Raw genomic sequence first — 25,660 nt, forward strand, 5'->3', positions numbered from 1 at the left:
AGAAAAGCTTATTTTAAAATCTGTTCCTTAAAGAAGATAGTCCGGCTGGGACGTCTAAATATATCGGACCTTCTTGGTGAAAAATGATTTTAATCCCTGAGCGAATATATTAAACGTTAAGATGGCACAGGTCATTGCAAATGCTGGGAAGAAAGGAATCCAAATCGGGCCTCTTATATCCTCAAAGGCTTTCATCAGCATCATAGGCCAAGAAATCGAATTATTGACCAATTGCCAATCTCCTCCCATGGATTGAACTAAATCCTGGGAAATAAAAATGCCGACAAACCCTAATTGACCAAGTAAAAACATGACTTTTCCAAGGTCTGTAACCATATATACAAGAAGCTTGCTAAATAGAAAAGGCAGATAGTATGTTCTGAAAAGCCTGTATGGTGAAGCTCCAGCAGCAATCCCTCCATATATATATTCCTTGGAAGAAATCTGATCAAATTCCAGCTTTATCATTTCTGCGGCACGGGGCATTTCTGCCAGACCTATAATTAGGAGCAGGAATAGGGGCCGGTGTTCAGTTAACAAAAATGGCGGAAGCATGGCAAGAAGCATGACAATGATGATGGTCGGAATATATGACAGCAGTCCATTAAGCCATTTAAGGAAGAGGTGGGTACCCATCCATTTTTTGTGCGCAAGAAAGGAGAGCGGAATTGCCAGTGTATATCTCAGGCCAGTTATACAGGCGACCAGCAAAATGGTTTCTTTTGCGCCCAATATAATCAGGCTGAGTAAATCCCTTCCGCTTTTGTCAGTGCCGAATATGTATTCCTCTGATGGCGGATAAGGCGGTATAACGGGCTTTTTATCCTCATTAAGGATGTAAGTAATCTTTGTTAACTCGCGGTCTACAAAAGGAAGATAAGGTCCGGCAAACGTGATTGCCAATAGTAGCATCAGAAAAACAGTTCCTGTGCAAAATAGGGCATGTCTCTTAAACCATATTAAAACGCGCATACTCCATCACGCCCTTCCTTTTGGCATGAGCCAGAATTTTGCTATCTGTGAAAGGATAATAGTAATAAACATGATAAAGAGGAAAGGGAGCATCAGGGACAGTGCCTTAATTTCATCATTAGATGTTATGCTGAATAGAAGCTCCTTGCCTGCCCCATTATAGCCAGCCAGCTTTTCAATGATTGGCAGACTGGATAGGATATAGAGCATCACCAGCTGCGCCTGGTTCAAAATGGGGGACCAGCAATTCCATAGCATATGCAGGAGTGCTTTAAAGTCGCCAAGCCCTTTTGCATAGGTGGTGCGCACATACTCTTCGCCCATTTCATTTTCAAGTGCAGCCGAGGTAAAACGGGACATATGAAGAAATGGAAACACGGATAAAGAAATGAGCGGCAGTAAAAAGCTATACCAATTTTCATGCCCATATAGCTTAAAGTAAGGAAGCCCTTGCTGCATTAACAGAATCAGAAGGTATTGAATGGCAATAAAAAGAAAAAAATCGGGTATGGAAGAAAACAGCCAGGAAAGAAAGTTCTGCAGCTTCCCGGAAAATTTTTTTCTCCTGTAAAATTGGAGTGCACCCATCAGTGTGCCAAGCAGCATGCTGACCATGAAGGCCGGCAAAATAATCTTAATGCTGCGCTTAACAAATATCGCTGATTCCTCACTGACTGGGCGTCCGCTCCTTGCATCACCCAAACCTTTTTCAGTTACTATATAAACAGTGAAATCTTGTATTCTCTCTTTATATAATTCAAAGCTAAAGGGGTAATCCGCTTCAACATGAAACGCCGAAAAAACAGTTATTTCTTGTTCCCGGGGAAGAAGAAGAATCAGGATAAATCCAATTAGAATTAACAAAAACACCCCTGCTGATTTTAAAATGCTGTAAAGCATGACTTCACCTCTTAAAAAAAATGAAAAATATACATAATATTGTCCTATATTTAGAACCTTCAGTCAATTTTTCCCATGAAGTCTAATTTAGGGAATTGAGGACGAAGGATTTTAGAGTTTAATAGAATATTTCCATAAAAAGTTAATGGGATTTAAGAGTTTGCTCTGTTAGAACGAACGTTTATTCGCTAGAATAGGGGTATGAGGTGAAATAGATGAAAGTGCGTAAAAATCTGCCTGAAATCATGAAAGAACTTATATCTGAACAGCAATATAAAGATAATATTGTCCATTGGCATACAATAGAAGAAAAAGAGGCTAAGACTGCCGGCCTTCCGGAAGACATACATCCATCTTTAATAGAAGCATTGCAAAAGAGGGGCATTACAAGGCTTTATACACATCAAAAAACATCTTATCAGACAGCCATGAATGGGGACAGTCTTGTGGCAGTTACTCCAACGGCCTCAGGCAAAACACTTTGCTACAACCTTCCAGTCCTGCAGACGATCGTCAATGATCCAGATGCAAGGGCGCTTTATATGTTTCCGACAAAAGCCTTGGCTCAGGACCAAAAAAGCGAAATCAATGAAATCATCCAGGAGTCCGGATTGGATATCAATTCCTATACATACGACGGGGATACACCAGCAAATATTCGGCAAAAGGTACGCAGGGCTGGGCATGTGGTTATAACAAACCCGGACATGCTTCATTCGGCGATATTGCCCCATCATACAAAATGGGTGTCATTGTTTGAAAATTTGAAGTATGTGGTCATAGATGAACTTCATATTTACAGAGGGGTATTTGGCAGTCATGTAGCCAATGTCATACGCCGCCTTAGACGGATTTGCCGTTTTTATGGAAGTGACCCCATTTTTATCTGTACTTCTGCAACAATTGCAAATCCATTGGAACTCGCAGAAAAGCTTACAGAAAAGCCGATGAAACTTGTAGATAATAATGGAGCCCCGAGCGGGAAAAAACATTTTGTATTTTACAATCCTCCTATTGTCAATAAACCGCTGAATATTAGAAGAAGCCCTACTCTAGAAGCGAGAAAGCTCGCAGGTGAACTACTGAAAAATAAAATCCAGACCATTGTGTTTGCAAGAAGCAGAGTCAGAGTCGAGATTCTGCTGACATACCTCCAGGAGCTTGTAAAGCATAAGTTGGGACCTAAAGCCATTCGGGGTTATAGAGGCGGTTATCTGCCAACTCAGAGGCGGGAAATTGAAAAAGGACTTCGTTCAGGGGAGATTTATGGAGTTGTCAGCACAAATGCGCTTGAGCTCGGAGTGGACATCGGACAGCTGCAGGTTTGTATCATGACCGGATACCCCGGTACAATTGCCAGCTCATGGCAGCAGGCTGGCCGTGCAGGCAGAAGGCATGGTGAATCGCTTGTCATCATGGTGGCAAGCTCCAGTCCGCTTGACCAATATGTTATTCAAAACCCTGATTACTTTTTTAATAAAAGTCCTGAAACAGCCAGAATTAATCCAGATAATCTTATTATTCTGGTGGATCATATCAAGTGTGCAGCCTATGAGCTTCCTTTTAATGCCGGGGAACGTTTTGGCACCTTTGAAACTGAAGAGGTATTGGAATACCTGGCAGAAGAAAGGGTACTGCATCAAAATGGAGATAAATTTTATTGGATGAAAGACTCATTTCCTGCCCATAACATCAGCCTCCGTTCAGCATCACAGGAAAATGTCGTTATAATCGATCAATCGGATATCGCGAATGTGAAAGTTATTGGCGAAATGGACCGCTTTTCCGCTATGACCCTTCTGCATGAAGAAGCAATCTATCTCCACCAGGGGACCCAGTTTCAGGTGGAAATGCTTGATTGGGAAGAGAAAAAAGCATTTGTCCGCGAAGTGGATGTAGACTATTTTACAGATGCTAACCTGGCAGTTGAGCTAAAGGTGCTGGAACAGGATAAACTCAGATCATCCACCATTGGGGAAGTAGGGTTTGGGGATGTAAGTGTTGTGGCAATGGCTACGATCTTTAAGAAAATTAAGTTTGAAACACATGAAAATATCGGATCCGGTCCAATAACACTTCCGGAAGAAGAGCTTCATACAAGCTCAACCTGGCTTTCGTTTAACAAGGAATCCTTAAATTATAAGCAAGACCGGCTTGAGCAGGGACTCATCGGAACAGCACATGCGCTTAAACATATTGTGCCTCTTTTTGTTATGTGCGATCCTCAGGATGTTCATGTTGTCCCACAGGTAAAAGCGGCCCATAATGAAAAGCCGACGATCTTTTTTTATGACAGGTATCCCGGCGGGGTAGGGCTAAGCGAGAAGATTTTTGGGGGAATAGAACATATCATGCACGAAACGATGGAAATGGTCAGCAGATGTTCATGTGAGCATGGGTGTCCTTCCTGCATTGGAACTGATACCTCTTCAGAAACCGCGAAAAAAGACGTACTCAGGATTCTCAGCTCTTTTAAAAATGGAGTTAATCGAGCAGGTGATAGACTTGTCCATTAAAAACAAACTGAACAGGCTAAAGGGCCATCTCGGTACAGAGAAGGATAAACAGCCATCACCCGTCAAGTTGTCAAAGAATAATATCGATGTGCCATTCAAAGAAGTATGGGAAGCCGAAAGTGTCTATCCATATTATTTTGAAGACTCCTATTGCCTTGTGAGGGAAAAGGAATATAGCCTTGATCAAATGCATGGAATCTATTCTTTTGGCCAGTTTACAGCGGCGGTGGAGGCCTGGAATTCTTCAGGCATCAGGCATCCGCTGTCTGCTGCCGGACATGGGCCGGAAAATCTTTTCTTCTTTGATACAGAGACAACTGGCTTAGGCGGAGGGACTGGAAACACTATTTTCCTGCTTGGCCAAGCCAGTCTGCACGGAAATAAAATAAAGCTGAAGCAGCATATCCTTCCTCATCCTGGAGCCGAGATTCCATTGTATAAAAGCTTTCTTGAAAGCATTGATTATTCAACAATGGTGACATACAACGGGAAGGCTTTCGACTGGCCGCAGGTAAAAACGAGGCATACCCTTCTGAAGGAGCATGTCCCCAAACTTCCTCCATTTGGCCATTTTGATTTGTATCATGCAGCAAGGAGAATGTGGAAGCACAAACTCGAGAGGATAAAACTTACTGCAGTGGAAAAAGATGTTTTGGGGATCGAAAGAAAGGATGATATTCCGGGTTTTCTGGCACCGATGATCTATTTTGATTTTGTGGAAAGAAAAAATCCTGAAGGAATGCTGGGAATAATTAAACATAATGAAATAGATATTTTGTCCCTGATCAGTCTTTATACACATCTTTCTTTCCAAATAATGCAGCTGGATGAAAAACAGACTCCCCGTGAGGTCTATGAAGTAGGAAGATGGCTTTCGACATTGGGTGAATCTTCACAGGCGAAGACAGCCTTTAATAGAATATCTGAAGGAGAGTCTTCTGAAGCTTTGGATGCCAGGTTTGCACTGGCTTTTGAGCATAAGAAACATAAAAATTGGGATGAGGCGGCAAAATTATGGAAGGATATTGCTGAAAAAGGCCTGATGAATAGGAAGGTAATATCATGCATTGAACTGGCCAAGATCTATGAGCATCGCTTAAAGGATATAGGCCAGGCAATTATATATGCGAAAAAAGCTTTTAACATGATGAAAGATATCTCAGGTGGCGAAACAGAAAAGCTGAAAATAAAACAGGAAGAATTGCATCGGCGGATTGTACGGCTTGAACGAAAGTTTAATCGAACTTAAATTTCCCTGTAACATAATTTTAATATACCAGACAAAAAAATCCACTATTTCCTAGTTGTATGTACTTCTTCTTACAGGTAAAATTATAACTTGTGTGGTACTTTTTTAGGAATTTTATATAGTGAGGCTGGTAAAATGTATAAAGCAATCTTATTTTTATTCTTCCTTGTGATTTTCACTACAGCAATCGTTTTCTCCAATTTAAAAGACAGTTTCTACAGCATGCTCTAAGGCTAGTACCTAAAAAATAGGTGTTTTCATTAGTACAAGATTACTCTTTCTCACATAGGTTGTTAATGTAAAAACAATTTGGAAAGGGGATCTTTACATGTTTTGCAGACCAAGACCTTCGCAGGTGATGCCTGCTGTTGTTCATCCGACAAAATGCTGTGTAACTCATTCGTTCCAGAACATTGTGGTTCCACACATTCATCCTACACATCATACTCATGTAAACCACATTAACTATGAGAATCAGCATTCTTTCCCGCATACTCAGTCAAATGTGAACCAGGTGACACAATCAAATGTTAATATGGGACCAAGACCAGGCGTGGCAGGTGCATATAGCCCAGGAATGGGTCCAGGTATGGGAATGGGCCCAGGTATGGGAATGGGTCCAGGATATGGCGGACCAGGAACTGGCGTAGCAGGAGCATCAACCGGAATGGGGCCAAAACAAGGGCCGAGTTTTTCCGGCAGATAATCAACAAGGGCTTTATGCCCTTGTTTTATTTATATAAATATCAAATGGAAACTTAAATGAGTCCCGGCCAGATTTCTTTAAGGAGTTTTTGCAATTGACAAAAGTAGCAGTTATTTCAGGGTATAAGCCTTTTGAAGTAGGGATTTTTAAAAATGATGACCCGGCAGTCGGCTATAAAAAAACCGCCATAAGAAAAAGCCTGCTTTCACTGATTGATGATGGGCTCGAGTGGGTAATCATCAGCGGGCAGCTGGGTGCCGAGCTTTGGGCGGCTGAAGTTGTATCTGACCTTAAGCTGGAAGGTTACGAAGACCTGAAGCTTGCATTCATAACTCCTTTTTTGGAGCAGGAAGCATCCTGGAAGGATGCGAACAAAGAATGGTATGAATCCATACTGCTTCAGGCTGATTTTGTTGATTCAGTATCAAAAAAACCTTATGAAAGTCCTCAGCAATTCAGGGTGAAAAATCATTTTTTTGTCGGCAAAAGTGATGTGCTGCTTCTTTTTTATGATTTGGAAAAAGAGGGAAGCCCCAAATATTTGTATGAAACCGCAAAAAAATATGAGGAAGAAAATGAATATGAAATTAGACTAATCACCTTTTATGATTTACAATTGATTGTAGAAGAAGAACAATTCTCTCAGAGAGACATATTTGAATAATACACAGATAAATTGACAAATGTACATATCTCTGGAAAAATAGTATTAATTATGATTGGCGATATACTGAGGTGAGTATCATGCTATCCGATAAAATTAAATTAACTGCAAAAGATATTTTGGAAAAAGAGTTTAAGACAGCTATGAGAGGCTATAAGCCTGAAGATGTTGACAAGTTCTTAGATTTGGTCATAAAAGATTATGAAGCATTCCATCAGGAAATTGAAGATCTTCAGCAGGAAAATATGAGATTGAAAAAACAGGTTGACGATGCTTCACGCAGACCGGCAGCACAAACTGCAGGTACAACCAATTTTGATATTCTAAAAAGATTATCAAATCTGGAAAAACACGTTTTTGGCAGTAAATTGTATGATTGACAGGAATTAACAGTTTTTCCTGTTTAAAACCATTGCTATTCCATCGCAGATTACATATAATATTCTTTGTGATCATTAATAGCGTTCGGGTAATCGCTGCAATATGTTTTATATTGTAGAGGAAAGTCCATGCTCGCACAGGCTGAGATGCCTGTAGTGTTCGTGCCTAGCGAATTCATAAGCTAGGGCAGTCTGAGCTAGCTCTGGCTGACGGCAGGGAAAATGCCTAAGTCCTTCTGGATATGGCATGAATACCTTGAAAGTGCCACAGTGACGTAGCCTTTTCAGAAATGAAAAGGGTGGAACGAGGTAAACCCCGCGAGCGAGAAACCCAAATGATGGTAGGGGCACTTTCCCTGAGGAAATGAACAACGGGAAGGACAGGCAGATGCCTGTAGATAGATGATTACCACCTGAGTACGAGACATTTGTCGCTTGCAGTACTACGGTACAAAACATGGCTTACAGAACGTTATTAGTGAGACAGTATGAGTGTTATAAATTCAAGCTCTCCTTTTTGGGAGAGCTTTTTTACTTTTCTGCCTGCTGTTAAGAAGTTTAAGCTGTTTTCGTAAAGTTTGTTGCTATTTAATAACTTAGTTTAATGGTGTAAATTCGAAGTAGCTTATTCAATGTCCTGCGGGAGGAGGGGGAGCGGGAGACCCCGTAGTCGAAGCTGGGGAGGCTCCCGTTCCTCCCCGCGGAAAGCAACTTCCCGCAGTGGAAATCAACGGACTAATTCATTAGCAAAAACACAAAACTTTTAGAAAAAAGCAAAGCTGAAGTCCAAGATGACCAATCAGAGAACCTGAAAGGCTCATTGCGGGTAAGTAAATAAACAGATATACTTTATATGTTGATTGCTAAGCCGAGTTAGGGTATACATAATAGTAATAAGAATTAGGTTAGGGTGAAAATATGTCTAAATACGATTTAATCGCCACTACGGCCATGGGGCTTGAGGCACTCGCTGCCAAAGAAGTGCGCGATCTCGGATATGAATGTGAAGTTGAAAACGGCAGAATAACATATAAAGGCGATGAAGCTGCAATTGTCCGGTCGAATTTATGGCTGAGAACAGCAGACAGAATACGCATAAAAGTGGGAGAATTTAAAGCAACAAGTTTTGATGAGCTTTTTGAGAAAACAAAATCGCTGCCCTGGGAAAATTATATGCCTGAAAATGCCGAATTTCCTGTTTCAGGAAAGTCTGTGAAGTCCAAGCTTTTTTCAGTTTCCGATTGTCAGGCTATTGTCAAGAAAGCAATAGTGGAACGCATGAGAACAAAGTATAATAAGACAGGCTGGCTCGAAGAAAATGGGCCGTTATTTAAAATAGAAGTTGCTCTTCATAAAGATGTAGCGCTTTTGACCATCGATGCCAGCGGAAGTGGACTCCATAAACGGGGATATCGTACGGGGCAGGGGGAAGCACCCCTAAAGGAAACACTTGCAGCTGCACTGGTTATGCTGACTAATTGGAACCCAGATAAACCATTTGCAGATCCCTTCTGCGGATCTGGCACTATTCCGATAGAAGCAGCGTTAATCGGCCAGAATATTGCACCAGGTTTTAATCGTGAATTCATTTCGGAAGGATGGTCATGGATTCCTGAAAAAGTCTGGGAGGATGGAAGAAACGAAGCTGAAGATCTGGCGAACTATGATCAGCCTCTCGATATTACAGGTGCTGACATTGATCACAGGATGGTGAAAATAGCAGAAGAAAATGCTTTTGAAGCCGGATTGGGAGATTTAATAAACTTCAAACAAATGCAAGTGCGCGATTTTACGACTGCTAAGGAATATGGTGTCATTGTCGGAAATCCTCCGTATGGGGAGAGACTTGGTGAGAAGGCAGCGGTACAGCGAATGTACGCTGAAATGGGGAGGGCCTTGGCCCCTCTTGATACGTGGTCGATTTATATCCTGACTTCAGACGAGGAATTTGAAAATCACTTTGGAAAAAAAGCGACAAAGAAACGCAAGCTCTTCAATGGTTTTATTCGCACAGACTATTATCAGTACTGGGGCAAAAGACCGCCAAGAAATAATTAGATGTAAAAACAAAAGCATAATTCCTCCTGAGGCTGTATAGAATATATCTATCTGATTCTTTTTTCAACATCAGAATCTATATTCTTTTTCGAGAGCTGTCTAGCTCCAGCGCCTACCCCCTCGAGTTCACAAGCCATTCCTCCCAAAAAGGCACAAAACGCCTTTCCGTGAGGCTCGTCTTGTGCATGTCGGGGGTGGGCAAGGCGCTTGCGCTTTTCTAAGGAGGGGTGGCAATGAAACATTCAAGCATTGATTTTAATAAAATTTCCCAGGCGCTTAATGGAACACTTGAAGCAATACAGGGAGACGGTGATCCATCAGCAGAAGCACTGGAGAGTCTAAGAAATGCACAGGACGAATTGCAGCAGGCATTGTCATTTTCTATGTCACGTGTCAACTAATCGTCAATACCTGAGCAGGGGCTGCCTAATAGCACCCCTGTTTTTTTATGTAAAAGATCAATATTCGTTTTTTTATAAATCTTGACAGTTGCAGTATTTGAGATAAAATTATATGATGTTCATTTGATTATTAACAATCTAAATATGAAATACTGATAGAACTGAAATCAAAGCGTCTGGATAAAAAGGCGCTTTAACTTTTTAATTACGGAGGGGTAGCATGTCTAACCGAATGCCTTTTGCCGTATCCAAAAGCGAATCTTTTTACGAAAAGCTAAGCGAGTGGATCGGAGATGTTTTTTACGATATATTGCCTGAAGCAGGATTTGAAATTCGGGATGAACAAATATTTATGGCCTTTCAGCTTGAGAAGGCATTTAAAGACAAAAGTGTTATTTTTGCTGAGGCTGGTGTAGGGACTGGGAAAACGATTGTTTATCTTTTATATGCAATCAGCTATGCAAGGTACATAAACAAACCTGCTATTATCGCATGTGCGGATGAGACTTTAATTGAGCAGCTTGTGAAAAAGGAAGGAGATATTGCCAAGCTGGAGAAAGCATTAGGATTGAATATTGATGTCAGGCTGGCAAAATCACGTGATCAGTACCTATGCTTAAATAAGCTGGATAAGCTCGTAGCGAATGATGTTCATGATCATTATAACCGCATTTTTGATGATCTCCCGGATTTTGTTCAAACAGGATCTTCCATGCAAAAGTTTGAGAAATATGGTGACCGGAAAGATTATCCTGATTTGCCGGATGAGCATTGGAAGAATGTCTCGTGGGATTCAATCCAGGATTGTTTTACTTGTGAGAAGCGCCACCGCTGTGGTCAAACCCTCCATAGGGAATACTACCGGAGCGCAAAAGACTTGATTATTTGTTCGCATGATTTTTATATGGAACATATCTGGACAAAGGAATCAAGAAAACGTGAAGGGCAGCTGCCTTTGCTTCCTGAGAGCTCCTGTGTGGTTTTTGATGAAGGCCATTTGTTGGAATATGCATCCCAAAAGGCTCTGACGTATCGTTTTACTGAGCAGATACTGGAATCCATTTTAACAAGACTCATGGCTAATGATGTACGTGAAAAAACGTTAAATATAATTGAGGATGCCATTTACCAGAATGAGCATTTCTTTTTAACACTTGCCATGTCCGCTTCTGGTGACGCAGGCTCTGACAAGAAAACGATTGAAAAAACTGCCGATGTAATGAGAGAAGGCCGTAAACTCCAGAACTTAATCAATACACTTGAGGAAGAATTGGTGTTTGAAAGCGAAATGTACGTTATTAATGAATATGACTTAAAAATTGTCGAAGAATATCTTGAGCAAATCGCATACTCACTTTCACTGTTCCTAAAGGATTTAAAAGGAATTACCTGGTTTGAAGAAACAAATGGTGAAAGAACCCTGGTCATCATGCCAAGAATGGTGGAAGATATTATGCGGGAAGAAGTATTTTCCCAGAAGAAGCCGTTTGTATTTTCTTCAGCAACATTATCAGAGAATAAATCCTTTGATTATATGGCAAAGAGCCTTGGGGTAGATGAGTATTTATCATTTACCGTAGATTCCCCATTTGACTATGAAGAGAATATGGTTATTCGCATGCCGGAATTTGCAGAGGAATCTGCCACAGCGAAGATGGATTATATTCTTGAACAAATTATGCTGACAGAAGGCAGGGCTTTAGTTTTATTCAATAGCGCTTCTGAATTGGCAGAATTCAAAGCCTTTGCATCAGGAAAATTGAGTGTGCCAATCTTTTTTGAAGGGGATGCAGAAATAAGTACCCTCGTGTCAAATTTCCAAAATGATGAGTATTCAGTACTCTGTTCTGTCCATTTATGGGAAGGTCTTGATATACCGGGAAGATCCCTGGAAAATGTGCTTATTTTTGGCTTGCCATTTCCTCCTCATGATCCGGTCTTTACAGCCAAAAGGGAAGGTTCATCTGATCCTTTCAGAGAGGTTGATCTGCCATATATGATTCTGAGGTTAAGGCAGGGTATTGGGAGATTAATTAGAACACATGAAGACAAGGGCACAGTTCACATTCTAATGAATGAAAATGAAAACGAAGAAGTGCGTGAAACGATAAAAAAGGTTCTGCCTGCAGAGCCATCCATAAAGAGTTGAACAAAGGCAGTGCCCCAAGCGGGCACTGCCTTATTGTTAACCTCTCAAAAGCTGATTTGCTTCAGATGTCATACGGGCAGGGGTCCAGGCTGGTTCCCAGACAAGATTAACCTCAACAGCAGAAAATTGCTTCAGATCTTCAATGCAATATTTCACTCCGCTGACAATACTGTCATGAAGCGGGCATCCGGGTGTTGTCAGGGTCATGGTAATAACTGCCTTGCCATCATCGGGAAAATCAATATTATAAATAAGTCCCAAATCCACCACGTTTATATTTAACTCAGGATCCATAACTCTTTTTAGATTGCTGAGAACTAATTCTTCTGGATTCATGTTCATTCCTCCTATTTTTTTAAAACAGAAATAATTAAATAACAGAAAACAATGGATGCTCCAAGAGTTAAAATCTGGCCGGAAAGGAACAGGGCAAGGTGTTCATATGCAATGGAAACAGTCACACTGAGTATACCGAGAATAAAGGCGGAAAGAACCGGAATGGATGCCTTGTCATTCATCATATCCTTGAGCGAAGGCACACTGTGTTTGCTTATCTCTTTGCTATATCTCCAAGTCCACCATAAGAATGGAACAATTTTAAATAAATAACCCATAATGCTCAATGCTACCCAAAGCAGGAGGTATGCAAATGCCAGATATCCAATGACACTTTCGAAGCTGCCGGTAAGCGAGCATATGAAAGCTCCCAGGTGGATGGCCAGTCCTGCAGGTATAGCGAGCAGAGCAAAGCGGAATGAATAATCAAGCTTTTTCTTTACTCTTCTCTGCAGGATTTGCAGCATGTGCCAGGTGAAGAATGCAAATCCGCCTGCCAGAATCATTAATGCAATGGTAAGAAGTGAGTTTTTCTCTGTGAAAAAAGAGAGAACTGCCGCAGCCAGCCCTGATGCATAAACCGTAAAGACGTATTTGGCCGGCTTCATGCTGTAGCCATGAGACAAGGAAAACATGGGAACCATTTTATAGGAAAATCCAAAAATCAAGAGGGTAAACCAGCCCGCTGTTCCGAACAGTATGTGGCTTTTAAAGACTGCTTGATAATAATCAGAGATAAATCCAGTTTTCATGCTGAAGACCATAAGGATTCCCAGTAGAATTGCAGTTAACAGGCTAATTAGTGCAGTTCCCACGAAAAGAGTCAATACATTGGGCTTCGCCTGCTGCCTTAAAGTCATGAACATTTGCAGCAGAAACATTAAGATCCCCGTTAAAGTAATAAGCCCAGGCAGCAGTGCACTCTCTAGATTATGAAATAAACTATGGGCAAAATATAATATTCCAAAGGCAGTAACCGTAAATTGGATAAAGCCAAACCTTTCATTCCAAATTGGTGTCAGAAAAACCACTGGAACGAGCTGATACATGGCTCCCATTGCTGTCATCAGCGCCCATCCCAATATAAAAAGATGAGCGGCTGACCAAATTGCGGGTACACGAAATTGGCTGCTGATGATGGAATCCCCTTTAAAAAGAATAAGGGACATAGCTCCTATTAAACAGAGCAGGCTGAAAAGTATAAATAAAAATGGAAGTTTGATATTGGTCTCATTTTTTGTTTTGGCGAACATTGGGATCACCTGCTTATTTCTTAATTTCTATTAAAAAGCTTCCATCTTCCTGTTCGGCAGTTACATGGCTGCAGCCCATTTCGTCCAGCTGTTCATAAAGAAACATGGGCCGCCTGTCATTAATGATTAATAAGGTTTCTCCTTCTGGAAGGCTTTCAAGAGCTGCAAGTGTTCTCAGCATGGGCTGCGGCGGCTCCAGTCCCCGGTTATCCAGCTTCATTTTGACTCACCGCTCTTAGTAAAGATCACTTTCCAATGCTTCTTATCAATTTCTTCAGTTTTATATTCAAACCCTTTTGCCTTTAATACTCCAAAAAGAGGGATGGGCTTAAATGGTGCATGCAGAATAAAAACATCTTCGGCATCCAGTCCAGATACCGCGGACATGATTTTCTGAAATGGCTCCAATTTGTTTTTTATATCTTCTCTTACATCAAGTTCAACGACTTTGTTTTTCATTTTGACCTCTCCTTTAATTGGCTGATAGTTTAAAATAGCTGCCAATAACAGTGAATCAACTGCAGTGAGAATAGTTATTAATTGCTTTAAGTTTAACAGCGGCAGCTTTTCAAATAAGTGACATATATCATATTTCGAAGAACATTTTTCAAAAGGCATTATAAAGTTATAAAAAAATCATTGGAACAAAAAAACCCGCAGATGCTTACTCTGCGGATTCTTCCTGTTCTTCAATACATTTAAAACAGATTGTTTCATTTTTTTCGTTATGAACTCCGTTGAAGAATCCATCAAGACAGAATAGGTCTTTGCCGCAAACAGAGCAGCTGCCAACTAATTCCTTCATTTTCGGTCACTCCTGGCTCTCTAATATTTGGGAACTTTGCTTTTTAAAGTATATGAACATCCCGCATACCGTTAACAGTAAAAGCGCTGCGGCGATCAAGAAACCTATATTGAAAGTTACTCCCATTAAACCTAATACGGTGGAGCCGGCTACAACGCCCAAAGAAAAAAAGGCATAGAAGAGGCCAAATGCCTTTCCTCTTGTTTTTTCAGTTGTATGGCTGGCTATAAGGGCATTAATGGAAGGGAATAAAAGAGCAAACCCGGTGCCGTAAAGGACCATGCATAAAAACATGAATGCAAGAGAATAAGCTGAACTTAGCAGAATGAGTGCAATTCCAATGATCAGCATCCCTGAAAGCATGCTATTGTGATGCTTAAATGTATCAAAAATTTTATTAATAGGCAGCAGAAAAATAAGAATTGCGGTTATTCCGAAAGTGCTTAATAAGATTCCGCTGTACATTGAATCAAATTGCAGAGCTTCTACCTGAAGGGGGAGAAGGTAAGCAAGTGCCCCTTGAGCAAACATGAGTGAAAAAGCTCCTAAATAGCTTGCTGCGAGCATAGGATTCTTTAATAATGAAAGCATTTTCTCAGAATGAGAGCTTTCTTCTTTAACCTTTTTCAGATTCCCTGATGGCAAAAACACAAAGGCCAGGACTGCACTGCTGATCATCGTTGCTGCTATAATTAAAAAGACCCAGTTTATGCTGCAATTGGAAGCAACCACAGCGCCAAAAGCAGGCCCGATAATGGCAGAACAGCCAACAGCAGCACCTGATACAGCCATTTTTTTTCCTTGTTTGTCTGATTTTCCGCGGTCTGCGATGACTGTAAAAGCTGCAGGTACCAGAAACCCGCCAAATAACCCATGAAAAAACCTTACTGTAATTAAATGCAAAGGTGTCTCAGCAAATGCATACAGGACTAAAATGGTGCCAGTTAAGGAAAGGCCAGAGACCAAAACTTTTTTTGCTCCGTTTTTATCAATCCAATAGCCTGCTAATATATTGCCTATCATATTCGAGAAGGAATACATCCCAACAATTAATCCCACAAAGGCTGGTGAGGAGTCAAAGGTTTTGGCAAAAGGGCTCATAATAGGGAGCTGGGAAAAGGTATCAATAAATGCTGCGATTATGATAAAGTAAATCAAATATTTCATGCTCTCTCACTTTCTCGCGTCCAACGGGCAGTAAGACCTTCACTTTAGGGCTAAAGAGGAATCAAAAGAGGATAAGTGGGGCTCAAACTGCCCATAAGGGCACGATAAGTTCAACTAACAATCAGCGGGGAAAAGCGCCCCGCTAATTGAAGTTTCACTTTATGGTTAGTTCACTTTCCACCATTATAACTCTTTGGCCGGCAGGTTAAAAAGAAAAACAGCAATGGGAAAGAGATTATGTTGACTGCCTTTTCAGAAAAATGTGATAAAATGATAATGTAATAGATATATATAGGGGGTAAAATTATGGCAGAATCATTAAAACAGACAGAACAGCAATTCCTTGATTATGTCAAAAAAATGACGGCATATAATGAAGCCATCGGGCTGATGTATTGGGATATGCGGACAGGGGCACCCAAGCAGGGTCTGGAACAGCGTTCCGAAGTGATTGGAATGATCTCTTCAGAAGTATTCAAAATGTCAACATCTGAGGAAATGGCTGCATACATAGCAAAACTTTCAGGCCAGGAAAATCTTACTGAAGTGACATTGAAAACTCTTGAAGAATGCAAAAAGGATTATGATCGGAATAAAAAAATTCCTGCGGAGGAATATACGGAGTATGTCATCCTGCAATCCAAAGCTGAAAGCATTTGGGAAGATGCAAAAGCAAGCTCAGATTTCGAGATGTTCCAGCCATATTTGGAAAAGCTTGTTGAAATGAATAAACGATTCATTTCTTATTGGGGATATGAAGGTAACAAATATAATACTCTGCTGGATATGTATGAACCTGGTGTTACCGTTGAAACACTTGATCAGGTTTTTGGGCAGCTTAGGGAGAAAATTGTCCCTCTGGTTCACCAAATTTCCGAATCACAGAATAAACCGGACACCAGCTTTTTATTTGAACACTTTGCCAAGGAAAAACAGCGGGATTTCAGCCTTAAAGTTCTTGAACAAATGGGTTATAACTTTAAAGCAGGACGACTGGATGAGACTGTTCATCCTTTTGCGACCGGTTTAAACCCTGGTGATGTCCGGGTGACAACCAAATATGATGAAACAGATTTCCGAACTGCCGTATTTGGCACGATTCATGAAGGCGGGCATGCTCTGTATGAACAAAATATTTCTTCTGATCTTGTGGGCACCCCGCTATGCTCTGGAACATCCATGGGAATTCATGAATCACAGTCATTATTTTATGAAAACTTTGTTGGAAGACATTTTTCTTTCTGGAAAAGGAATTTTGACCTTCTTAAAGAATATGCCAGCGGTCAATTTGATGATGTGCCAATAGATGCTTTTTATCGTGCCATTAATGAATCAAAGCCTTCTTTAATCCGTATTGAAGCAGACGAATTAACATATCCTCTTCATATCATCATCCGATATGAAATTGAAAAGGGCTTGTTCAATGATGAAATCGAAGTTAAAGACCTTCCTGCAATCTGGAATGAAAAATATGAACAATACTTGGGAGTAAAGCCTGAAAATGACGGAGCAGGCATTCTGCAGGATGTTCATTGGGCTGGAGGAAGCTTCGGTTATTTCCCTTCATACGCTTTAGGATATATGTACGCAGCACAGCTTAAAAACAGCATGTTAAAGGATTTGCCAAACTATGATGAATTACTGGAAGAGGGCAATTTGCTGCCAATCAAAGAGTGGTTTACCCAAAATGTGCACCAGTTCGGCAAAATGAAAAAACCGCTTGAAATCTTAAATGACGTAACTGGAGAAGGACTGAATGCCCAGCATTTAATTGACTATCTATATGATAAGTACGGTAAGGTCTATCAGTTGAAATAGGTGTTTATTATAATTTGAGAGGAGGGTGGCCTCAGCCATCCTCTTACTTCATGGAGAGAAATAATGAAGAAAATACTTCCATTCATAATGATTGCGTTAGGGGCAAGTCTATGGGGAATTATTGCTGTTTTTGTTAAAGGGCTCGGAGAATATGGATTTACGGCTATGGAAATTGTGGCCGCGAGAGTTTTTTTTGCAGCAATATTTCTTGTCCTAATAGGAATTATGCGTTTCCGGAACTGTTTTAAATTGCAATCTGCCTCTGACATCAGACTTTTTGCAGGAACCGGAATACTGAGCATCGTCTTTTTTAATTATTGTTATTTCACAGCAATGAACCAAATCAGCATATCAATGGCTGTCGTTCTGCTTTACACAGCTCCAGCATTTGTTACTGTATTATCTTACCTGTTTTTAAAGGAAGGAATAAATCTTGGAAAGATTGCAGCTGTGGCAGGCACAATTTTAGGCTGCATTCTAATTGCCGGAGTAACAGCAGGCAGCCGTGATATCACTTTGCTTGGAATTATGACGGGATTGGGTTCTGGGTTTGGCTATGCACTGTATACGATATTCGGAAAATTTGCATTAAGAAAATATCATCCGTATACAGTTACGCTTTATACATTCCTGATTGCATCGGTATTTCTAATCCCGGTAACCAGACTGTGGACAAAAGCTGAAATCTTTCTAAACACTGAAGTTTTGTTTCTTAGTATTGGTCTTGGATTTGTACCTACGGTTCTCGCCTATTTTGTATATACATGGGGACTGGAAAAAACGGATGGAAGCAAAGCTGCAGTTATTGCTACAGTTGAACCTGTCGTGGCCATGCTTCTAGGAGTCACACTTTACGGGGAAAGTCTCGGTGCAGTCCAGATTGCTGGTGCTTTGCTGATACTCAGTTCTGTAATTATTGTGAATTTGCCTGCAAGAAGGAAAAATGCAGGAAGGGCGGCAGACTCAAGCAAGCTTGAACACTAAAACACTCCGTCCATATCGGAACGGAGTGTTTTTTTTTACCAAAGCTTATATCCTTTAGCCCCGGGAGGTGCATTTTGAATTAAATCTATAAAAGGAATGGTGTAGGCAAATAGAATAAGAACAACCGTTATTCCAAGCCAAAGCTTCCAATTTTCAAATACCATTGGAGCTTTTTCGGCTTCATCAGCAGCTTCTCCGACAGGGAATTCCTGCTCTCCCTTTGGTGCGAAAAAGGCAAGGTTGATGAAGATATAAAGCATTAAGATGATGCCTATAAATAGGATAGAACCGCCGATTGCCTGTGCAACCTGGTATGGAATCCATTCTGCTGCTTGTGCTGCTCCGCCATATTCAGAGTATGATGAACGGCGCGGCGCTCCCAGAAGACCGGCAGCATGCATGGCACCAGACATGAATGTCATTCCGATTGCCCAGATAACTGCTTGGATGATACCCAATTTATTCATCGCTTTTGTTAATGTTCTTCCTGTGAGATGTGGAATCAGCCAGTAAGAAACCCCAAAGAATGTAAGTACTACAGATGTTGCCACGGTTAAGTGAAAGTGGCCGGTTACCCAAATCGTGTTATGGACAACCTGGTTCATCTGGTGGGACGCATTAACGATACCGCCTGCTCCCGCAGGTATAAAGGCAACCATCCCGATGAAAGGAACAGTAAATCGGGCATCTCCCCAAGGCAGTTTTTTTACCCAGCCGAATAATCCTGTGGCCCCTTTGGAACGCCCAAAGCTTTCAAAAGTGGCAAAAAGAGAAAATGCAGTCATAAGAGATGGAATGACAACCAGGAATGTTAGGATAACCTGTAAGAATTTCCATGCTGGGTCAATTCCCGGCTCCATTAATTGATGGTGAAATCCGACAGGGATTGAGAACAGCAGGAATAATATGAATGACATGCGCGCCAATGAATCAGAAAAAATCTTTCCGCCGATGACTTTAGGAATGACAACGTACCAGGCCATGTAAGCTGGCAATAGCCAGAAGTAAACAAGCGGATGTCCGAAATACCAGAATAGAGTACGGCTGACTCCGATATTTACTGTTTCTACAAACCCCAATGACCAAGGAAGAAGCTGGAAAAGAACAGTAGACGCTACACCGATTGTTGCCACAATCCACATCATTGTGTTGACCAATGACATAAAGGTTAATAACGGACTCGGCTGCCCGGGATTTTTTCTTCTCCATTCTGCATACTTCATAATGATGGCTGCCCCGTCAATCCAGCTTCCCACTATAACAAGTGTTAAACTGATATAGTACAATGCATGTGCCTGAAGAGGAGCATAGAAAGTATAAAGAACAGTAGCTTCATTCAACAGGATCATGACAGCTGCAAGAACAGTTCCTGCTGTCATCAGCCAAAAACCGGCCCAGCCGGCAATTCGCTGTTTATTTGTAAGGGTTCCTGATGTTTTGCTTGTTGCTGCTAACTGGAAGCCCATTATAAAAAAGGTAGTAAGTACAAGTCCGAGTACAACACCGTGAACCGTGAGAATTTGGTAATACCCGATGCCTGCCGGAAGCTCGAATTTACCGGAGCGGACCAAAGTCTGCAATAAGCCAGCAAGGCCGCCTATTGCTAAAGCTGTAAATGCAACGAAAAAGTGAGCCATTGCCAATTTTCCGTCACGGCGGTCAACTTTAAATTTTGCTGAAGGATTAAACATTATTCCACCACCTTAATTTTAGACGACATCATGTGGTGACCAACACCGCAATATTCATTACATACAATTAAGTATTCTCCAGTTTTATCAAATGTTGTAATGTGTTCACTGATATAGCCGGGTTCTAGCATCATGTTGATATTTGATCCTGCAACTTCGAAACCGTGGACAACGTCTTTGGTTGTTGCGATAATTTTCACTTTAGCACCATATGGAACCTCCACTTCAGCTGGGCTATAGGAAAACGCAGATGCTACGTATACCAATTCGTAATCCCAATCTTTCCCTTCTACCTTTTTCAGTCCTGGCTCATTAAATGGAGCGGTAGTATCGACCTTTTCAGGGTCGATTGTTGCCAAACAGCTTGGGGGCTGATTGCCCAGGTAAAATGCGCTGACTCCCAAGACTGTTAGAAAAACAAGCAGCGATCCGATTCCAAAAGTGAGCCAGGCCTTTTCAAATTTATGCATATGCATGGCTTTTTCCCCTTTCTAACTCTAAAAGCGGCTGATAAATAATGAATAAACACCTGCCCATGTAATGATCAGGAAGAATCCTAATAAGAAAACGGAAGCTAGCGTTCCCTTTAAGGAAGAGCTATCCTCTATTTCAGTTTTTGTTTTTCGGCTGAGTTCCGTTTTCGCCATTGTCTTTCACTCCTTTCGAATATGTGGAAAAAGTAAATGATTACACTTTCATAATACAAAACATTTAGGAAGATTCTAGATGCTTTCAGTGAGTTCACAAATTGTTCATTCGTAACTTAAACACTATGATAATGGTGAAAAATTGATATTTAAGTGATTTATGTCACAAAAAACTCCTGTGAATTGTGAAAAAACTGTGAAGGTTTAATTGAGCTTCAGAAGGAAGGCAAATTTTTAAAAATAAACATACTGAAGAGGGCGAATTATCTGATTAGCGAACAATTTTCTGGTAATATATTGTTTAGTTCGTATTTAGTTAAATTTTTGATTGAAGTATTAGTAAATGATGTTATAATGTTAATAAATTAATAACATTCACTCATATAATCGCGAGGATATGGCTCGCAAGTTTCTACCGGGTTACCGTAAATGATCCGACTATGAGTGAGCAATGTAAAGGACGTTTAAAGTCATCCTTGTTTGCCTGCAGCTTAGATCATTAGCCTGAAGGCCATTGCTTCACTCATTTTTATGTTGTGAATGCGATGGGCTTCAGGCTTTTTATATGGCTGGAATGAGTAATTGAAGGCTATCTATCATAGAGGAGGATGCAAAATGGATATGCTTATTGAAAAAATAAAGAGCGAAGGGATTGTTTTATCTCCGACAGTTTTAAAGGTGGATTCTTTTCTGAACCACCAAATAGATCCTCAGCTAATGCATGAAGTCGGCAAAGAATTTGCAGATAGATTCTCCAGAAGCGGGATTACAAAAATATTGACTATCGAATCTTCGGGGATTGCGCCAGCTGTAATGGCTGGGCTCCATCTGAATGCTCCAGTTGTATTCGCTAGAAAAAGAAAATCTCTCACTCTGGTAAATGACCTGATTACAGCCTCTGTCTATTCTTTTACTAAGGAAGAAACAAGTGAAATCTCTGTTTCAAAGAAATATCTATCAGAAAAAGATAATGTCCTTATAATCGATGATTTTCTGGCGAATGGACAGGCAGCACTAGGTCTTGCGGATATAGTAAAAAAAGCGGGATCAGGAATTGCAGGGATTGGAATCGTTATTGAAAAAGGCTTTCAAAATGGCGGACAGCTGCTGAGGGAAAAGGGATTCCGGGTCGAGTCCTTAGCTATTATTGACTCACTTGAAAACGGCATGATCAGCTTTGATAATACAGCAAAGAATATGGAGGAAATGATACGATGAATCAGAATCCGCTTAAAATTGCTTCATTGGGAATTCAGCATGTCCTTGCCATGTATGCAGGCGCGGTAATTGTACCATTGATTGTAGGAGGGGCACTTGGCTTAACAGGGGAACAGCTTACTTATCTTGTTTCCATTGATATTTTTATGTGCGGAATTGCAACACTCCTTCAAGTATGGCGCAGTAAATTTTTTGGGATTGGCCTTCCCGTAGTTCTGGGCTGCACATTTACGGCCGTTGGACCGATGATTGCGATCGGAGGGCAGTATGGAATACCTGCTATCTATGGTTCTATTCTGGTTTCTGGTATTTTCGTTGTAGCTGTTTCAAAGTATTTTGGAAAACTGGTTAAATTTTTTCCGCCTGTTGTAACAGGGTCTGTAGTTACCATTATAGGGATTACGTTAATTCCTGTAGCAATGAATAATATGGCTGGAGGTGAGGGAAGCCCTGACTTTGGCTCCCTGACAAATATAGCATTGGCTTTTGGCACTTTGCTGTTCATCATAGTACTTTTCCGATTCTTTAAAGGCTTTGTTCGAGCGATTGCCATTTTGCTGGGGCTGGCTGCTGGCACCATTACTGCGTTTTTTATGGGCATGGTAGATTTCTCCGCTGTTGGGGAAGCTTCCTGGTTTCATATGCCATCCCCTTTCTATTTCGGCATGCCGACATTTGAGGTGACAGCGATCCTCACAATGATACTCGTAGCAATGGTCAGTTTAGTTGAATCTACGGGCGTATACTTTGCCCTTGGTGATATCTGTGAAGAAAAATTGGAAGAGAAAGATCTGTCAAATGGCTATCGTGCCGAAGGACTTGCGATTATCCTTGGTGCTGTCTTTAATGCTTTTCCTTATACAACATATTCGCAAAACGTCGGACTTCTTCAGATGTCAGGCGTTAAAACAAAAAATGTCATATATACAGCAGGGGCTTTTCTTGTACTGCTTGGGCTAGTTCCGAAAATCGGCGCATTGACAACCATTATTCCTACTCCTGTTTTAGGAGGCGCAATGGTAGCCATGTTCGGTATGGTAGTCGCCTATGGAATAAAAATGCTCAGCAAGGTAGAGTTCTCCTCTCAGGAAAATTTATTAATCATTGCCTGCTCTGTCGGGATGGGATTGGGAGTAACAGCCGTTCCTGAACTATTCGCGCAAATGCCTTCCAGTGTGCGTATCCTGACTGATAACGGTATAGTGGCTGGCAGTGTGACAGCAATTCTTTTAAATATCGTATTCAATGTTGCTAAAGGAAAAAAAGCAGTTCAGCCTGCATCTTTTGCGGAGCAGAAGGCTTCCTAATTCTTCTTTGCGGCAATCACAATAATTCTGGCAATCAATATAATATTCTATCGGTATTTTACATTTCCGAAGCGATTGTTTCTCGCACGAAAGAGAGTGGAATGTGATGGAGAAATTTTATTGTGATAACTGCCGGCTTTTATATAATGAAGAAGAGGTTTGTGCTGCTTGCGGTATCCTGGTTACGAAAAAAATATATATAGAAGTACAAAAGCATCACAAAAACAATAATGGATTGGATGCATCAGAATAACTATGCCATGGGCCAGCCATTTTTTATTGAATGCTTGGCTCTAGAGCTAATTGGAAAAGATTTAGTAATGATATTCATTTAGTTATTCCATTATAATAAAGATGCACAACAACTCCTTCAAAACACATTGCTTCCTCCTAATGGGGGAGCTTTTTTTTTGCTTCATTATCCAATTTTGTAACATAAATTGCTTTTATTTGGAAAAAGTAAAAGAAAGCAAGCGGAGGAGAGTCATGTATGCCAGCAATTGTATCAGTTGCAGAAGCAATACCTGAACATGTTCTGACACAGGATCAGGTAATGGATTTTGCCAGAGATTTATTTTCAGAGTCCTTTAAGGATATTGAACGCCTATTGAAAGCTTTCCGCAACGGCCAAATTGAAAAGCGCCACTTCGCAAAGGGACTCGAATGGTTTAAAACAGATAAATCATTTGAAGAGCGAAACAATGCTTATATTGAACAGGCTATTGAACTGGGAACAAAGGCTATAAAGTGCTGTCTGGAAAATGACATTTTCCTGAGCAAGAATCTCCAATGTGATGATATCGATGCCATCTTTACTATTTCAAGCTCAGGAATTGCCACACCGAGTATTGAAGCAAGAATCATGAATAAGCTTCCATTTTCTGAACATACGAAGCGAATACCGATATGGGGACTGGGTTGTGCGGGCGGCGCATCAGGCCTTTCAAGAGCCTATGAATACTGCCTGGCTTACCCTGAAGCAAAAGTATTGGTTTTAACTATAGAATTATGCAGTTTGACCTTTCAGCGCAATGACAGATCAAAGAGTAATCTTATCGGGACCTCTCTTTTTGCTGACGGCGCAGCATGTGCGCTGATAACGGGTGATGAAGTTCAAAGGGATTTTCAAAAGGTGTCATCCATTCCGAGAATCCTGGGAACCCAATCAACAACAATGCGCAATTCTCTGGATGTGATGGGCTGGGAAGTGAAGAATGAGGGCTTATATGTGGTTTTCTCAAAGGATATACCATCCATAATAGAGGGCTGGCTGAAGCAGAATGTAACGGAATTTCTAAGGGGAAAAGGCATGGAGATGAAAAAAATAATCCATTTTGTTGCCCATCCTGGGGGAAAAAAAGTTATTGATGCTTATCAGAAAGCATTGCAATTCGATCCTGATATGACAAAAGTTTCACTTGATGTATTAAAGGAGTTCGGGAATATGTCCTCAGCAACCATTCTTTACGTGCTGAAAAGGTTTATGGAGATCGGCAGAAAGGGAGATACCGGACTTGCAACTGCTCTCGGCCCGGGATTTAGCTCGGAATTACTGCTGCTGGAATGGGAGTGAATACATGCTGTTCAAACTATTTATTGCCGTCATCATTTTGCAGAGGGCAGCAGAGCTTGCTGTAGCCCGAAATAATGAAAAGTGGATGAAAGGCCGGGGCGCACTGGAATTTGGTCAGCGGCACTATCCCTGGATCGTTGCGGTTCACGTTTCTTTTTTCATTTGCTTTCTGATTGAAGTAACCATCTTTGAAAAAGACCTGTCCCCTTTTTGGCCCATTCTTCTGATTCTTTTCTTTCTTACCCAGGCAGGAAGAGTATGGGCACTCTTCTCTTTAGGGAAATACTGGAATACCAAAATCATAGTCATGCCGGGGGCAAAGGTCGTCAGAAGGGGGCCATACCGCTTTATAAAGCATCCCAATTATGTAATTGTAGCTGCTGAATTTCTCGTAATACCTTTAATGTTCCAGGCTTATATCACTGCGGCTGTATTTACCCTGCTAAACATAATGGTACTTTCGGTCAGGATACCAGCCGAAGAAAAAGCACTGAAAGAATTGACAGGATACGAAGAAGCTTTTTTACGATTAAGACCTGGCATGAATAGAGATATTAAAAAAGTTTGACAATTTTAATATCCCTATTGAAAATGATTATCGTTCGTGATAAACTTTTAATTGAATTTGAAAATTATTCTCAATATCATTCCAACAGGAAGGTGTTGCTACATATGACAATTCTATTTGTTGCAGGCACAATTGCTGCCTACTCACTTGTTATGAAACATGTATTAAATAACGTAGCTAGACCACATACAAGATAATAGTATTTTTTGAAACCAGGCGCGGGAGGCCTGGTTTTTGTTTTTTTAACGCATGTGAAAATACAAGCAATTGAACATAGAATAAAAGCAGCTGCTGAGAA

Annotated in this window: 26 protein-coding genes, 1 other RNA gene and 1 riboswitch; of the genes, 16 read left to right on the forward strand and 11 right to left on the reverse strand. The window is 40.9% G+C overall.

The genetic code is table 11. The features are described 5' to 3' along the window. Nucleotides 1-54: 54 nt before the first annotated feature. On the reverse strand, nt 55-972 hold the full coding sequence (locus NR125_RS19445) for an ABC transporter permease (protein ID WP_009332697.1): 918 nt from the start codon (nt 970-972) through the stop codon (nt 55-57). A gap of 6 nt (nt 973-978) precedes the next feature. After that, on the reverse strand, nt 979-1,872 hold the full coding sequence (locus NR125_RS19450; protein WP_009332696.1) for an ABC transporter permease subunit: 894 nt from the start codon (nt 1,870-1,872) through the stop codon (nt 979-981). Nucleotides 1,873-2,087: 215 nt separating this feature from the next. Between NR125_RS19450 and NR125_RS19455 the strand changes: the two genes are divergently transcribed. The 9 genes from NR125_RS19455 to NR125_RS19500 all read left to right on the forward strand — a co-directional run bounded on the left by NR125_RS19455 (nt 2,088) and on the right by NR125_RS19500 (nt 11,995). Further along, complete coding sequence (locus NR125_RS19455; protein WP_009332695.1) at nt 2,088-4,388, forward strand: DEAD/DEAH box helicase; 2,301 nt, start codon at nt 2,088-2,090, stop codon at nt 4,386-4,388. Further along, a complete protein-coding gene (locus NR125_RS19460) occupies nt 4,378-5,637 on the forward strand; it encodes a ribonuclease H-like domain-containing protein (RefSeq protein WP_009332694.1) in 1,260 nt (419 codons plus the stop codon). The genes NR125_RS19455 and NR125_RS19460 overlap by 11 nt, the downstream gene beginning before the upstream one ends. 328 nt (nt 5,638-5,965) lie before the next feature. After that, nucleotides 5,966-6,343, forward strand: coding sequence for a CotD family spore coat protein (locus NR125_RS19470; protein WP_009332693.1), 378 nt, complete (start codon nt 5,966-5,968; stop codon nt 6,341-6,343). A 94-nt stretch (nt 6,344-6,437) separates the two neighbouring features. Next, a complete protein-coding gene (locus NR125_RS19475; protein WP_256815931.1) occupies nt 6,438-7,007 on the forward strand; it encodes an SLOG family protein in 570 nt (189 codons plus the stop codon). 80 nt (nt 7,008-7,087) lie between these two features. Continuing rightward, complete coding sequence (gpsB, locus tag NR125_RS19480; protein ID WP_009332691.1) at nt 7,088-7,387, forward strand: cell division regulator GpsB; 300 nt, start codon at nt 7,088-7,090, stop codon at nt 7,385-7,387. Nucleotides 7,388-7,468: 81 nt separating this feature from the next. Beyond that, nucleotides 7,469-7,857: RNase P RNA component class B (gene rnpB / locus NR125_RS19485), an RNA gene on the forward strand. Between the two features lie 448 nt (nt 7,858-8,305). Continuing rightward, nucleotides 8,306-9,445 (forward strand): THUMP domain-containing class I SAM-dependent RNA methyltransferase, encoded by a 1,140-nt coding sequence (locus NR125_RS19490; RefSeq protein WP_009332690.1) that lies wholly within the window; start codon nt 8,306-8,308, stop codon nt 9,443-9,445. 233 nt (nt 9,446-9,678) lie between these two features. Beyond that, complete coding sequence (locus NR125_RS19495) at nt 9,679-9,846, forward strand: hypothetical protein (RefSeq protein ID WP_009332689.1); 168 nt, start codon at nt 9,679-9,681, stop codon at nt 9,844-9,846. A gap of 220 nt (nt 9,847-10,066) precedes the next feature. After that, nucleotides 10,067-11,995, forward strand: a complete 1,929-nt coding sequence (locus NR125_RS19500) for an ATP-dependent DNA helicase (protein ID WP_009332688.1) — start codon at nt 10,067-10,069, stop codon at nt 11,993-11,995. Between the two features lie 36 nt (nt 11,996-12,031). Here the strand turns inward: NR125_RS19500 and NR125_RS19505 are convergent, their stop codons facing one another. From NR125_RS19505 to NR125_RS19530, 6 genes are all read right to left on the reverse strand, one after another. Continuing rightward, entirely contained in the window at nt 12,032-12,331 is a 300-nt protein-coding gene (locus NR125_RS19505; RefSeq protein WP_019379758.1) for a metal-sulfur cluster assembly factor, read from the reverse strand. Nucleotides 12,332-12,342: 11 nt separating this feature from the next. After that, nucleotides 12,343-13,584 (reverse strand): hypothetical protein, encoded by a 1,242-nt coding sequence (locus tag NR125_RS19510; protein WP_009332686.1) that lies wholly within the window; start codon nt 13,582-13,584, stop codon nt 12,343-12,345. Nucleotides 13,585-13,597: 13 nt separating this feature from the next. Next, complete coding sequence (locus NR125_RS19515; protein ID WP_009332685.1) at nt 13,598-13,804, reverse strand: DUF2249 domain-containing protein; 207 nt, start codon at nt 13,802-13,804, stop codon at nt 13,598-13,600. After that, complete coding sequence (locus NR125_RS19520; protein ID WP_026041556.1) at nt 13,801-14,043, reverse strand: DUF2249 domain-containing protein; 243 nt, start codon at nt 14,041-14,043, stop codon at nt 13,801-13,803. The genes NR125_RS19515 and NR125_RS19520 overlap by 4 nt, the downstream gene beginning before the upstream one ends. Before the next feature lie 205 nt (nt 14,044-14,248). Continuing rightward, on the reverse strand, nt 14,249-14,389 hold the full coding sequence (locus NR125_RS19525; protein ID WP_019379755.1) for a hypothetical protein: 141 nt from the start codon (nt 14,387-14,389) through the stop codon (nt 14,249-14,251). 6 nt (nt 14,390-14,395) lie between these two features. After that, nucleotides 14,396-15,556, reverse strand: a complete 1,161-nt coding sequence (locus NR125_RS19530) for an MFS transporter (protein WP_009332683.1) — start codon at nt 15,554-15,556, stop codon at nt 14,396-14,398. 306 nt (nt 15,557-15,862) lie between these two features. On the opposite strand from NR125_RS19530, the gene NR125_RS19535 reads away from it, so the two are divergent. Together NR125_RS19535 and NR125_RS19540 are read left to right on the forward strand one after the other, a co-directional pair. Continuing rightward, complete coding sequence (locus NR125_RS19535) at nt 15,863-17,374, forward strand: carboxypeptidase M32 (protein ID WP_251156232.1); 1,512 nt, start codon at nt 15,863-15,865, stop codon at nt 17,372-17,374. Between the two features lie 63 nt (nt 17,375-17,437). Next, nucleotides 17,438-18,358, forward strand: a complete 921-nt coding sequence (locus tag NR125_RS19540) for a DMT family transporter (RefSeq protein WP_009332681.1) — start codon at nt 17,438-17,440, stop codon at nt 18,356-18,358. Nucleotides 18,359-18,393: 35 nt separating this feature from the next. Here the strand turns inward: NR125_RS19540 and NR125_RS19545 are convergent, their stop codons facing one another. From NR125_RS19545 to NR125_RS19555, 3 genes are read right to left on the reverse strand one after another with little or no spacing between them, the layout of a single operon-like run. Further along, nucleotides 18,394-20,049, reverse strand: a complete 1,656-nt coding sequence (locus tag NR125_RS19545) for a b(o/a)3-type cytochrome-c oxidase subunit 1 (protein ID WP_251156231.1) — start codon at nt 20,047-20,049, stop codon at nt 18,394-18,396. Further along, nucleotides 20,049-20,525, reverse strand: coding sequence for a cytochrome c oxidase subunit II (locus NR125_RS19550; protein WP_071157222.1), 477 nt, complete (start codon nt 20,523-20,525; stop codon nt 20,049-20,051). The genes NR125_RS19545 and NR125_RS19550 overlap by 1 nt, the downstream gene beginning before the upstream one ends. Before the next feature lie 21 nt (nt 20,526-20,546). Continuing rightward, a complete protein-coding gene (locus tag NR125_RS19555) occupies nt 20,547-20,696 on the reverse strand; it encodes a cytochrome c oxidase subunit 2A (protein WP_009332678.1) in 150 nt (49 codons plus the stop codon). 359 nt (nt 20,697-21,055) lie between these two features. Then, nucleotides 21,056-21,157, forward strand: a riboswitch (purine riboswitch). A 154-nt stretch (nt 21,158-21,311) separates the two neighbouring features. Between NR125_RS19555 and NR125_RS19560 the strand changes: the two genes are divergently transcribed. The 5 genes from NR125_RS19560 to NR125_RS19580 all read left to right on the forward strand — a co-directional run bounded on the left by NR125_RS19560 (nt 21,312) and on the right by NR125_RS19580 (nt 25,362). Continuing rightward, on the forward strand, nt 21,312-21,914 hold the full coding sequence (locus NR125_RS19560; RefSeq protein ID WP_019379751.1) for a xanthine phosphoribosyltransferase: 603 nt from the start codon (nt 21,312-21,314) through the stop codon (nt 21,912-21,914). Then, nucleotides 21,911-23,221, forward strand: a complete 1,311-nt coding sequence (locus NR125_RS19565) for a nucleobase:cation symporter-2 family protein (protein WP_009332676.1) — start codon at nt 21,911-21,913, stop codon at nt 23,219-23,221. Before NR125_RS19560 ends, NR125_RS19565 begins: the two co-directional genes overlap by 4 nt. A gap of 106 nt (nt 23,222-23,327) precedes the next feature. Beyond that, nucleotides 23,328-23,474, forward strand: a complete 147-nt coding sequence (locus NR125_RS19570; protein ID WP_019379750.1) for a hypothetical protein — start codon at nt 23,328-23,330, stop codon at nt 23,472-23,474. 237 nt (nt 23,475-23,711) lie between these two features. Further along, the gene (locus NR125_RS19575; protein ID WP_009332675.1) at nt 23,712-24,794 is read left to right on the forward strand and encodes a type III polyketide synthase; all 1,083 of its coding nucleotides are present in this window, start codon (nt 23,712-23,714) and stop codon (nt 24,792-24,794) included. 4 nt (nt 24,795-24,798) lie between these two features. Beyond that, nucleotides 24,799-25,362: an isoprenylcysteine carboxyl methyltransferase family protein gene (locus NR125_RS19580; RefSeq protein WP_009332674.1), complete on the forward strand. Its 564-nt coding sequence runs from the start codon at nt 24,799-24,801 to the stop codon at nt 25,360-25,362. Nucleotides 25,363-25,660: the final 298 nt, after the last annotated feature.

Source organism: Cytobacillus sp. Bac17 (assembly GCF_024519925.1).
Classification (GTDB): Bacteria; Bacillota; Bacilli; order Bacillales; family Cytobacillaceae; genus Cytobacillus; species Cytobacillus pseudoceanisediminis.